This window comes from Paractinoplanes aksuensis (assembly GCF_024137025.1).
Lineage (GTDB): Bacteria > Actinomycetota > Actinomycetes > Mycobacteriales > Micromonosporaceae > Actinoplanes > Actinoplanes aksuensis.
Genome location: NZ_JAMYJR010000031.1, coordinates 21518 through 33733 on the forward strand (window position 1 = coordinate 21518; position 12216 = coordinate 33733).

Consider the following 12216-nt stretch of genomic DNA (forward strand, 5'->3'; position numbering starts at 1 on the left):
CGAATTCGAGGCTTTCCCTCCCAGGGCTAGTCCGACGCCCTGGTCGGATCGCTTTCCCTCGGCTCTCTTCCAGGAGGAGAACAGTGCGCAAGTTGTGGTACGCCGGAGCAGCTCTCACCGGTGGGCTCGTCCTGTTCGCGGGCTCCCCTGCACAGGCCGACCTGCTGCCCGGCGTGGACGCCGCGGCCCAGCAGGCCGACGAGCGGCTCGCCGACCTGCTGGGGCAGAGCAACGGGGTCAATGTGGACAACCCGCTGCGACACAGCACGCTGAAGGACAGCCCCGCCGGCCGGACCCCGGTGACGCAGTTCAAGGCCGGACAGAACAAACCCGACCTCGACCCGCTGCTGCCCGGCGAGGGCGACGGCGGCCCGCGGCGGGGCCTGACCCCGGACGAGTCGACCCGGGAGGTGCCGGCCGACGAGGAGCCCGACGCCGACGTCGTCAGCGGGCCCACCTCGGCGTTGCCGATCCAGGAACTGCCCCTCTTCGGTTCGGGCGGTCTGCCCCTGCTCAGCGGGTTGCTGCCGAGCGGGCAGATCCGCGACTTCAACGAGCCGCCGAGCCGGCGCCAGGCCGAGATGTTCGACGGCGGGGTTCCGCTGCTGGGCGGGCTGGGCGGCCTGCTGCCGGCCAACGAGTCACCGCGTACGCCCCCGGCCGTCGACGACTCGCCGCGCACGCTGCCGGCCACCGACGAACCCGACCTCTCCGGCATGCCGGCCGGTGGAGTGGCGATCATGCCCGCGGCTCCGTCGTCCGCCACCCCTTCCTCGGCGCAGCAGCCCGCGAAGCCCGCCAAGCCGGCCGTCAAGCCGCAGAAGAAGGACAAGCCGCAGCCGAAACCGAAGCCGACGGCCACGCCCGACGACCCGCGTCTGTTCGAGGAGCCGGTCGAGATCGACGACGCCGACGACACCGACGTCGCCGTCGACGAGCCGGAGCGCCGCCCGTTCTCGGCCGACGGCCGCCCGGTGGCCGGCGTCGACGAGCAGTACCGCTGACCCAGCCCGACAGAAAGGCCCGCCCGGCGTACTGTCGGACGGGCCTTCTGCTTGTGCCTACTAGCCGGTGACGGCTGTGATGGCGATCGGGCCGCGGCCGACGACCGCGCCCTCACTGGTCACGATCGCGACCTCGCCCGACAGCGCACGACCGGCCGGCGGCACCGCGAGCGCGGTGACCGAGGCGTTGACCGTGGTCGACGCGCCGTTGGCCAGCGTCGTCGGCGTGGCCGTCGTGCTGACCGAGCCGAGCGCCGGGCTGAAGTAGACGTCGAGGTAGTCGTAGGCCGTGGTGCCCGCGGGCACCGCGTAACCGTCGACCACCGCGGTGTACGTGCCCGCGACCGGGTTGGCCAGCGAGATCGACTCGTCCGAGTCACCGTCGGCGTCCTGGCCGACCAGGGTGTCACCCCGGTACAGCGACAGGTCGAGGTCGGCGGTGGCGTCGGCCGGGTTGCCGATCGTCACGTCGAGCCGGCTCGCACCGGCCGGCACCACGATCTCGTACTCCTGGCTCGCGCCCTCCGCGATGGACGGACGCTGGCGGCTCGCACTGCCGAGCGGACCACCCTGCGCGGTCACCGTGACCGGGCCGAACAGGTTCTTGGCGGTGAAGGTCACCGGCGCCGGCTGGTTGACCGTCACGCTGGGCAGCGTGACCGAGGCCGGCGTCAGCTGCACACCCTGGATCTTGGCGTCCAGCTTGAACGGGTTGCTCAGCACCGCCGTGGTGCGCCGCGCCTCGACCTCGAGCTCCCAGACACCCGGGATCGGGTTCTCGTAGGAGCGCTCGGACGGCTTGCAGACGTTCGCGTCGGAGTAGTTCGTGTAGCAGTTCGCGCTGGCCGTGTCGTCGGCCGGGACGCCCCACGGGTTGATCGCGATGAAGCGGGTCTGCGAACCGGTGGCGATACCGGACAGGTCCACCTGCAGCGCCTTCGCGCCCTCGGGCACCGTGACGTAGAACGACGTGGTCGAGCTGCGGTCGACCTTCCCCGAGAAGGCGGTCGCGTACGACGGCTTCTTGGTGTCGACGCCGGTGACGACCGTGCTGAGCACCTCGAAGTCGACGGCCGGGGTCGACGGGTCGTCGACCTTCAGGAGCGCGCTGGCCACACCGTTCTTGGCCCGCACCACGACCGGCACGCTGACCGTCTTGTTCAGCGGCAGCAGCACCAGCGGGGAGGAGACGAACGCGTCGCGGTCGCCCTGCCACGAGAGCTTGTGCAGCACCGGGTAGCTCGGGCCAGACGTACGGGTCAGCTTGATGGTCTGGACCTTGACCTGGCCCGGCTTGAAGCCACCGGCGGCCGCGGCGCACCGGTTGTAGAGGCCCTCGCCCTGGTTGGGCGTGGCCAGCAGGCCGGACAGCGGGGTGCAGACCGGGGCCGACGCCGTGTACGTGCGGGTGGCCGACTTCTTGGCAAGCAGCTTCCACGCGTCGGGGACGTTGAGCTGGCCGTAGCCCTGCTCGTTGACCTGCTCACCCGGGATCGAGTCGGCCGTCGAGTAGATCGCCCGGCGCAGCGACAGCGGGGACACCTTGATGCCGTTGGCCTTGGCCGCCGACAGCAGCAGCGCCGCACCACCGGCGGCCTGCGGGGCCGCCATCGAGGTGCCGTTCTGCATCGAGTAGCCCGGCGGCAGGGTGTAGGGCACAGTGGTCAGACCGGGGACGACCTCCCAGGTCGGCGACAGCGAGACGGCCGAGCCCGGCGCCGCGATGTTCGGCTTGAAACCGCCGTCCTCACGCGGGCCCCGCGACGAGAACGGGATCAGCTGCAGCGGCTTGCGGGTGTCCGCGCCGTAGTTGGCCTTCCACGTGTCGTCCGAGATGCTGGCCGCGACGCTGACCACGCTGGTGGCGCCCGAGGGCTCGCCGTGCGTGTTGACACCCGGGCCGCTGTTGCCGGCCGAGATGAACAGCTGCACGCCGTACTTGGTGATCAGGTCGTTGTACAGCTTGGCCTGGGCGTTGCTGCCGTCGTTGAGCGCCGGCAGACCGCCGATCGACATGTTGACCACATCGACGCCGCGGTTGATGACCAGGTCGGACATGCCGGTGGTGAGCGCGACGTTGGTGCAGCCGCCACCCCACGAGCAGGCCCGCGACGAGACGATCTTGGCGCCGGGCGCCTGGCCGTCGAACTTGGCGTTGCCGAGCAGGTCGTTGCCCGCGGCGATGCCGGCCACGTGCGAGGCGTGCAGGCTCTCCGGGATGCCGATGTTGACGAAGTCGGCGACCTGACCGGGCAGGCCGGCCGGGTCGAGCTTGACGTCCTCGCGGTACTCGACGACGAACGGCATGCGCTCGGTCACCGCGGTGGCCGGGTTGTCCGTGCCGAAGTGGCCGATGTCGAACTTCTCCTTGTACGGCCGCATGACGGCGTCGTCGGTGAAGTCGAGGTTCTGGTTGGTGTCGACCCGGATGTCGTGGCTGACCGGGTCGTACAGCACACCCCACGTGTCGGTGGTGTCGCCGTCCCGGTTGACGTCGCCCAGAGCGTCGGAGTTGGCGGTGATCGACTCGCTGAAGCGGTTGATCCGCCACGTGCCGGCCGGGGCCTTCCACGAGGCGCCCGCGAACGTGAAGGCCGGGCCGGCCACCTCGGTGAGCATCGCGCGCCACGACCCGTCGCCCTCGAGCAGCGGGTCGGTCGCGGTCACCCAGTCGACGATCTTGCGCTCGCCGGTCGTGGTCTTGGCCAGCGCCGGGTGGTCGATGTCCACACCGGAGTCCATGATGCCGATCGTGATGCCGCGGCCGTCGTACTTCGGGTTCTTCTTCTTGAAGTCCACCGAGCCGGTCTCGTCGACCGGCAGGTACGGGTTGGCGGCGGGCGTCGACGGCCCGGGCGCGGCCAGCTGCTGCGCGGGCTTACCCGGCTTGTCGGGCCGGCCGCCCGTCTCGGGCAGCTTGATCGTCTCTTCGAGGTCGACCGCGGCGACGCCGGACAGCTCGGCCGCGGCCACCACCTTGGCGATCGGCACGGACGCCAGCACGTAGCCGATCTGGTCGAAGCGCCGGGTCACGATGCCACCGAGCGCCTCGATCTTCGACGCGACCTCGGCCGACTTGCCCTCTTCGGCGGCGACGATGGCCGTCACGAACTTCTTGTTGGCCGCTTCGGCCTTGGCCAGCAGCTCGGCGTCGTGCGCGCCGAGGGTGTCGGCGGGCGACTCCTTGGGGGTGGCGGGGTTCTCGGCCGCCTTCTGCAGCGCGGCGAGAACGGCGCCCTGGTCGGGCGCCGCCGCGGCCGGAAGCGCACCGCTCAGCGTGACGCCGGCGGCCACGCCGACAGCCAGCACCGAGGTGAACGTTCGCCGGCCCCATGTGGATTGTTGTCTCACGTACGGGTCCTCCGGAAGGAAGGCGCCCCAGCGGGGGTTCACTGGGCGCGATCCCCGGATCTTCCGATCGATCGGCATAGAAGTCACTACGGTCGATGACGTTGTGACATCCCCGTGACATTCGATTATGCGCATCAATTCCGGCGAGTCACCGCAGGTCATTTCGTATCGACGGATGCGAAAGCAATTGTCCGGATCGAGCGAGCACTCTCAGCTAGATGGCCGTTCGGGCACAATCTCGGGTCGGATCAGATCCCAGTTCAGCAACGTGAACGGCGCCTCCTCGTCGGCGCCCGCTTTGCGGTAGGTCGCCAGCGCCGCCTCGTTGTCCGGTTCGGTCCCCACCCACATGCCGTAACAGCCGTTGCGGCGGGCGATCGCGGCGAGCTCGGCCGCCAGCGCGCTCCCGATTCCTTGCCGGCGAGCTTCCGGTACGACGGAGAGCTCGTACACGAACATCTCCGTGCCCTTGTCCGGGTGGATCATCTCGACGCCCGTGATCATCCCGACCGCCCGGCCCTGGTCGTCGTAGGCGAGCACCAGGTGATGACCGGGCGCGGCCAGGAAACGTTCGGTCGCCTCGGCCAGCGGCGGCCCGTCGAAAAGCTCCGCCGCCGCATGCACCGCCGCGGCGTCCACGATCCGCTCGATCCGCATCGACCACCCCTTGGTTCGTTCCATCGTCGTCCCCGGGTCGTAGCATGACGCGAGTGACCGAAGGCTTCGAGCTCGGCGTCGACCTGGGCACCTCACACACGGTGGCCATGCTGCGACGACCCGACGGGCGAACCAGGCCGCTGCTGTTCGACGGCCGGCCGCTGCTGCCGTCCGCCGTCCACCTCGACCCGTCGGGCCGGCTGCACGTCGGCGCCGACGCCATCCGCCTCGGCCACGCCGACCCGGGCCGGCTCGAACCCCACCCCAAACGTCACATCGACGAAGAATCCGTCATGCTCGGCGACGGCGCCACCGTACCCGTGGCCGACCTGCTGGCCGCCCTGCTCGAAGCGGTCGCCCGCGAGGCCGTGGCCACGGCCGGCTTCCTGCCCGAGGCCACGGTCACCCACCCGGCCGCGTGGGGCGCGCCCCGCCGGGCCGTGCTGATCGAGGCGCTCGACCGGGCCGGCTGGCCCCGCGAGACGGCGCTGCTGCCCGAACCTGTGGCCGCCGCCCGCTACTTCGCCGAGGTGCTGCGGCGGCCGCTGCCGGTCGGATCCTCGCTCGGGGTGTTCGACTTCGGCGGGGGCACGCTCGACATCGCCGTGGTGCGCCACGACGGGCCGGGCGCGGCGTTCTCGGTGACCGCCTCGGGCGGGGCCGACGACCTGGGCGGGCTCGACCTCGACGCGGCCCTGGTCGACCATCTGGGCAAGGCGCTGGCCGGGTCCGAGCCCGAGGCGTGGCGGGCGCTGACCGAGCCGGTGACGCTCGCGCAGTGGCGGGCCCGCCGGCAGTTCTGGGAGGACGTGCGCGGGGCCAAAGAGATGTTGTCGCGCAGTTCCTTCGCCCCGGTGGCGGTGCCGGGGGTGGAGCACGCGGTGCATCTGACGCGCGATGAGCTCGAGGCTGTCGCCGATCCTTTGGTACGGCGGGGAGTGGCCGAGGCGGGGGCCGTGATCGCGGCCGCGGGGCTGCGACCGGACGAACTGGGTGGGCTGTTCCTCGTCGGCGGGTCGTCACGGGTGCCGCTGGTGGCCCGGCTGCTGCACGCTCAGCTGGGGATCGCGCCGACCGTGCTCGAACAACCCGAGCTGCCGGTCGCCGAGGGCGCAACCCTCCCCTTCGCCGCCGCGCCCTCTGCTTCCCCTGTTTCCGGCCCTCCTACTGCCGCTGCTGGGCCTCCCACAGCCACCGCTGCTGCTGGGCCTCCCACAGCCACTGCCGCTGCTGAGCCACCGACTCCGCTTCCGGCGCCGCCTGTTGCTCCGGTTCCCGCACCAGCTCGGCCCGCCGACGACCGGCACTACGTCGACCCCGTCGACCCGTGGGCCACCGGTGAGGCCGCTGCCATCGCCGCCGGTGGGCACGCCCTGCCCGGCTCGCCGTCCTACTCCGGCTCGTCCTCCTCGGCCGGCCCGTCGTCCGCCTTCGGGCCGCCCAGCGCCGAACCCTGGCTCGCCTCCGACACCCCGCAACCATCGTCGCCCGCGAGGCCACGCCGCAACCGCCGCCGCTGGATCATCGCGGGCGCGGCCGCGGCCGCCGTCGTCGTGGCGGCCGGCGCTACCCTGACCTGGGCGTTCTGGCCGCGCTTCCCGGCCCTCGGCTACCAGAACCTCGGCGAACCCGTCCGCGTCACCCCCGCCGTGCCCCTGGGCTCGGCCTGGAAGGATGCCGTCATCCGCGGCGACCGCGCCTACCTGGGCAGCGCCGACTACAGCACCGGCCGGGTCGGCGTCGTAGCCATAAACACCGGCGACAACAAACCCGTCTGGACCAACCCCACTGCCGGCACCGCCAAAAGCTGGGAATCCATGGTCGCCCTCCCCGACGGCGTCGCCCTGTTCAGCGAGACCGACTACGACACCGACAGCAGCCAGCTCATCGTGCTCGGCGCCGACAACGGCGAGAAACGCTGGGAACGCACCCTCGGCGAGAACGATGTCGTCCACTTCGCCGGCAACTCCGCCGTCGTCGCCGACCGGGCCGGCAAACGCCTGATCGGCCTCGAACTGGCCACCGGCAAGGAACGCTGGGCCCAGCCCGACCCCGAAGGCACGCCCGCGCCCACCCTCGTCGCCGTCACCACACCGGCCGACCTCTCCGGGCCGGCCAGCGCCCAGGGCCGCGCCCTCGCCCCCGACTTCGGCGACGACCCCCGCCTCGTCCAGATCGCCGCCGACCGTTCGGCCCGGGTCATCAACGCCGACACCGGCGAAGTCCTCGCGTCCCGGCCCAACGTCGCCCGCCCCGACGACGAGGTGATCGCCCACAACGGCCGCCTCATCGTGCGCGGCTCCGAGGACATCCACCGCATCGTCGCCTACGGCCTGGACAACCTGGACGGCGACACCATCGCCTACACCGCCGGCTCGTCCAAGGCCCGGCTGAGCGCGCTCGCCCCCTGCGGCGACAACCGCATCTGCATGATCGAGGGCCTCGGCTACGGCGACGACCTGGCCAAGGTCATCTCCGTCGACGTCGCCGACCGCAAACGGGTGTGGGCCGCGTCCGCCCCCGGCGCCGACCGGGTCATCCCCGTCGGCGAGGCCGTCCTGGTCAGCTACTCGACCACGACCCGGCTGATCGACGCCGACGGCAAGGAGGTCTGGAACCGGCCCGCCGCCGCCGCCCGGCTCGACGCCACCAACGTCCTCGAATTCAGCAAACCCCTCGCCGGGTACGCCGACGACCCGGCCCTGGCCGGTCGCCACCTCGGCGACGACCCCGTGCAGCTCGGTCCGCTGGCCGACGTCGAGACCGACACGTGCTCGTGGAACACCAGCCACCTGGCCTGCGCGACGCAGAAAGACTTCATCGTCATCCAGTACGCCAAATAGCTGTTCTTCACACAAAGAGCCGGGCGGCTCCCCGAAGGGAACCGCCCGGCCCTGTTGGCGCTAGGACGTTCAGATGCGAACGCCGGACTCCGCGTTGAACGCGTGGATGCCGGTGGTCTGCGGCTTGATGTAAACCGTCTCGCCCATGTTCGGCATGTTCTTACGGTCGGTGCGAACCACGAACCGCTCCGAGGAGCCGTCGAGGTCGGCGTGCCCGTAGACGTTGGCGTCCGAGCCCAGGTCCTCGACCAGGTCGACGACGATCGGCAGCGCGCCCGCGGCCTCGGTCGTCAGCTCGGCCGCCTCGGGCCGGAACCCGATGGTGACCTTGCCGGCGCCGCTCTGCGCGGCCGCGACCTGCTCACGGGTCAGCGGCACGTTCCACGAGCCGAACTTGGCGCCCGACTCGGTCAGCGGAACCGTCTTGATGTTCATGGCCGGCGAGCCCATGAAGCCGGCCACGAAGACGTTGCCGGGGGTGTCGTACAGGGCCCGCGGGGTGTCCACCTGCTGCAGCACACCGTCGAGCATGACGGCCACGCGGTGACCCATCGTCATGGCCTCGACCTGGTCGTGGGTCACGTAGACGGTGGTGACGCCCAGCTTGGCCTGCAGCGAGGCGATCTGCGAACGGGTCTGCACCCGGAGCTTCGCGTCGAGGTTCGACAGCGGCTCGTCCATGAGGAACACCTGCGGCTCACGCACGATCGCGCGACCCATGGCGACACGCTGACGCTGACCACCGGAGAGCGCCTTCGGCTTGCGCGACAGGTACTCGTCGAGCTGCAGCAGAGCAGCGGCTTCCTTGACGCGACGGTCGATCTCGGCCTTCGAGGTCTTCCGCAGCTTCAGGGCGAACGCCATGTTCTCGTACACCGACATGTGCGGGTACAGAGCGTAGTTCTGGAACACCATCGCGATGTCCCGCGACTTCGGGGGCAGGTTCGTGACGTCCTTGCCCTCGATCAGGATGCGCCCACGGTCGACATCCTCCAGCCCCGCGAGCATGCGCAGGCTGGTGGACTTGCCACAACCGGAGGGGCCGACCAGAACGAGGAACTCTCCGTCGCCGATCTCGAGGTTCAACTCGTTGACCGCGGGGCGCTCGGAGCCCGGGTAGATCCGGGACGCCTTGTCATACGTAACGGTAGCCATGCTGAAACAGACTTCCTTTCCACCGGCAGGAACGTGCCGGACGATCCGAGTGGAGGAACAGCCCTGTAAACGTAAAGCCTTTTTCACGACATGCCAAGACAGCCAGCAAGTTCACAGCCAGTATGCTTAGCCACCGACGCCACAAGCCCGGCGTCCAACAACTGAACATCAAGCCGCCTTGGCGCAGTCCGGTAGCGCAGCGCCCTTGTAATGCGAAGGTCGCCGGTTCGAATCCGGCAGGCGGCTCTCATACTCGCCTGGGGCCCGAGCCCCAGACCTCACGTTACGGTGCCCGCCGCACGTGGTGGTTGGCCTGGAAGGCCCTTCGGGCCCAGCCCCACAGCCCTCGGCTTGGGTGATCTCCTCGCGCCGGCCGGGGTTCGGGGCAGCGCCCCAAGGTCTTCAGGTGCAGCACTACCTGGGCAAACGATGCATCCGGAAGCCCGAACGCTCGTTGGTCTCGGCATGAAGATCAAGTTGTACGCGGCGGTCGTCGTGCTGGTGTTGCTCCCGGCGCCTGCGGCCGCAGTCGCTTACTTGACGCCGTCGGCCAGCGCAGCGAAGGCAACGCCCGCATCCGCGACGGAGCCACGATCGGGTGAATGAACGCGACGAGCCAGCCACCCACCCGCGGTCGCGGGCGAGTGGCTCCACGCCCAGTTACTGACCGTACGTGCGGCGCCGGGCCACCTCGGCCAGCGTCACCGCAGCGGCGACGCTGGCGTTCAGCGACTCCACGTCGGTGGCCATTGGGATGCTGACGCGCAGGTCGCAGGTCTCGCCGACCAGGCGGGAAAGGCCGCGCCCCTCCGACCCCACCACGACCAGCAGCGGCCCGACCGCCGCCTCCAGGTTGTAGAGGTCGGTCTCACCATCGGCATCCAGCCCGATCGCGGTGAACCCCGCCTGCTGCGCCGTCTTGATGGCCCGCGTCAGGTTGACCACCTGCGACACCGGGACGCGCGCGGCGGCCCCCGCGCTGGTGCGCCAGGCCGTGGCCGTGATCCCCGCGGCGCGGCGTTCGGTCATGAAGACGCCGTGGCCACCAAAAGCGGCGACAGACCGGATGACCGCACCCACGTTGCGCGGGTCAGTCACCCCGTCGAGCGCCACCAGCAACGGCGCCGTCTGCTCGAGCGCAGCTGCCACCAGGTCGTCGTAGTCCTCGTACGCGAAGGGCGGAACCTGCAGCCCGATGCCCTGATGAAGAACACCGCCGGTCATCCGGTCGAGCTCGTTCCGCCCGATCTCGAGGATCGGAATCCCCCGGTCCCCCGCCGTACGGACGATCTCGTTGATCCGGTCGTCGATGTCGATCCCCTGGGCCACGTACAGCGCAGTAGCCGGCACCGCCGCCCGCAGCGCCTCGACCACCGGATTACGCCCGAGCAGCAGCTCGGGACCTTCCCGGGTCGGGTTGGAGCGCCGTCCCGGCGCGACCCGCGGCCCGCCCCGCCCGGGGACCTTGCCCCGCTGCGGCGCCTGCTTGCCGTACGCCCGGCCGCCGCCGCGGCCCCACGTGGTGTCTTTGCTGCCGGGGACGCCGACCTTGGGCGCCCGGCCCTCGGCGGCCGCCGCGCGGCGCTCTTTGTCCTGCTTGCGGGCGGTTTTGTCGGGCAGCTTCTCGGTGCCCGAGTAGCCCTTGTGCCAGGGGCGCTCGTCGGCCGGCAGGGTTTTGCCCCGGCCTTTGAGGCCCGAGCGGTTCTTGCCGCCCGAGCCCATGGCGGCGCCCTTCTTGGTCGTGACTCGTTTGCTCGCGTTGCGCGAATTGCCTGGCATCAGTGCTCTCCTACCGTCCAGCGCGGCCCGGCCGGAGTGTCCTCCACCTGAATTCCCGCGTTCTTGAGCTGGTCGCGGACCGAGTCGGCCGCCGCCCAGTCCTTGCGTGCCCGCGCCTGCGTACGCTGCTCGAGCGCGAGCTTGACCAGCGAGTCGACGACCGGCTTGAGGTCGTTCGGGGTCGCCCCGCCGCTCCACACCTGGTCGAGCGGGTCGAGGCCGAGCACACCCAGCATGGCCCGTACGGCGGTCAGCGCCCCGCGGATGCCCGCCTCGTCGCCGGCGGCCAGCGCCGTGTTGCCCTCGCGGATGCAGTCGTGCACGACCGCCAGCGCGGCCGACGTGTTGAGGTCGTCGTTCATGGCCGCGGCGAACGCGGGCGGCACGTCCTTGGGGCGGCCGGGGCCGACGATCTCGAGGGCGCGCTGCACGAAGCCCTCGATCCGCCGGTAGGCCACTGCCGCCTCGGCCAGCGACTCGTCGGAGTAGTCGATGCGCGAGCGGTAGTGCGGGGTGCCCAGGTAGTAGCGCAGCTCGACCGGGCGGATGCCGTGTTCCCGCACGTACGGCAGGTCGATGACGTTGCCCAGCGACTTGCTCATCTTGGCCTCGCCGAGGTTGAGCAGCGCGTGGTGCACCCAGTGGCGCGCGAACGGCAGGCCGGCCGAGCGGGACTGGGCGATCTCGTTCTCGTGGTGGGGGAACGTGAGGTCGAGCCCGCCGCCGTGGATGTCGAACTCGTCACCCAGGTAGCGCCGCGCCATCGCCGAGCATTCGATGTGCCAGCCCGGACGGCCCTGGCCCCACGGCGACGTCCAGGACGCGTCGGCCGGTTCGTCGGCCTTGACGCCCTTCCACAGGGCGAAGTCGCGGTAGTCGCGCTTGTCGGGTTCGCCGCCGTCGCTCGGCGGGCGCATGTCGTCGGGGTTCTGGCCCGACAGGGCGCCGTACTGCGGGTACGACCGCACGTCGAAGTACACGTCGCCGGTGCCCCCGGCGGCCGGGTAGGCGTGGTCGGTGCGGATCAGTTCCTCGATCAGCTCGTGCATCTCGGGGATGTGACCGGTGGCCAGCGGCTCGTACGTCGGTGGCAGCACGTTGAGGGCGCGGTAGTCGGCGTCGAGGGCCAGCCTGTTCTCGTACGCGATGGCCCAGAACGGCCGGCCCGACGAGTGCGACTTCTCGAGGATCTTGTCGTCGACGTCGGTGACGTTGCGGACGAACGTGACCTCGTAGTTGGTGTGCAGCAGCCAGCGGCGCAGCACGTCGTAGTTCACCGCGGAGCGCAGGTGACCGATGTGCGGCGTGGACTGCACGGTGAGCCCACACAGGTACACACCAACCTGGCCGGGCGTCATCGGGACGAAGTCCCGGACCGATCGGGTCGCGGTGTCGTACAAGCGCAAACTCACCGTACAAGACTACCG

The 12216-nt window shown here is 70.6% G+C and carries 7 protein-coding genes and 1 tRNA gene; 3 read left to right on the plus strand and 5 right to left on the minus strand.

The window, feature by feature from the left end; genetic code table 11:
- Positions 1-83 precede the first annotated feature (83 nt).
- Positions 84-1004, plus strand: a complete 921-nt coding sequence (locus M1L60_RS27705; protein WP_253240468.1) for a hypothetical protein — start codon at positions 84-86, stop codon at positions 1002-1004.
- A 60-nt stretch (positions 1005-1064) separates the two neighbouring features.
- Here M1L60_RS27705 and M1L60_RS27710 read toward each other — a convergent pair whose 3' ends face one another.
- Positions 1065-4355 carry a S8 family serine peptidase gene (locus M1L60_RS27710; RefSeq protein ID WP_253240469.1) on the minus strand — a complete coding sequence of 1097 codons (3291 nt, stop codon included), beginning with the start codon at positions 4353-4355 and terminating at the stop codon, positions 1065-1067.
- Between the two features lie 210 nt (positions 4356-4565).
- The gene (locus M1L60_RS27715; RefSeq protein WP_253240470.1) at positions 4566-5036 is read right to left on the minus strand and encodes a GNAT family N-acetyltransferase; all 471 of its coding nucleotides are present in this window, start codon (positions 5034-5036) and stop codon (positions 4566-4568) included.
- Between the two features lie 29 nt (positions 5037-5065).
- On the opposite strand from M1L60_RS27715, the gene M1L60_RS27720 reads away from it, so the two are divergent.
- Positions 5066-7855, plus strand: a complete 2790-nt coding sequence (locus M1L60_RS27720) for an Hsp70 family protein (protein ID WP_253240471.1) — start codon at positions 5066-5068, stop codon at positions 7853-7855.
- 69 nt (positions 7856-7924) lie between these two features.
- Here the strand turns inward: M1L60_RS27720 and M1L60_RS27725 are convergent, their stop codons facing one another.
- Entirely contained in the window at positions 7925-9010 is a 1086-nt protein-coding gene (locus tag M1L60_RS27725) for an ABC transporter ATP-binding protein (RefSeq protein ID WP_253240472.1), read from the minus strand.
- A 172-nt stretch (positions 9011-9182) separates the two neighbouring features.
- Between M1L60_RS27725 and M1L60_RS27730 the strand changes: the two genes are divergently transcribed.
- Positions 9183-9256 (plus strand) — tRNA-Thr (locus tag M1L60_RS27730).
- Between the two features lie 414 nt (positions 9257-9670).
- Here the strand turns inward: M1L60_RS27730 and rlmB are convergent.
- Positions 9671-10789: a 23S rRNA (guanosine(2251)-2'-O)-methyltransferase RlmB gene (gene rlmB / locus M1L60_RS27735; RefSeq protein ID WP_253240473.1), complete on the minus strand. Its 1119-nt coding sequence runs from the start codon at positions 10787-10789 to the stop codon at positions 9671-9673.
- Positions 10789-12201, minus strand: coding sequence for a cysteine--tRNA ligase (gene cysS, locus M1L60_RS27740; RefSeq protein WP_253240474.1), 1413 nt, complete (start codon positions 12199-12201; stop codon positions 10789-10791). Before cysS ends, rlmB begins: the two co-directional genes overlap by 1 nt.
- Positions 12202-12216: the final 15 nt, after the last annotated feature.

What these genes read in the sequence shown, in the direction of transcription:
- M1L60_RS27715 (WP_253240470.1), bottom strand. Translation starts at nt 5,036, where the DNA reads ATGGAACGAACCAAGGGGTGGTCGATGCGGATCGAGCGGATCGTGGAC.
- M1L60_RS27725 (WP_253240472.1), bottom strand. Translation starts at nt 9,010, where the DNA reads ATGGCTACCGTTACGTATGACAAGGCGTCCCGGATCTACCCGGGCTCC.
- rlmB (WP_253240473.1), bottom strand. Translation starts at nt 10,789, where the DNA reads ATGCCAGGCAATTCGCGCAACGCGAGCAAACGAGTCACGACCAAGAAG.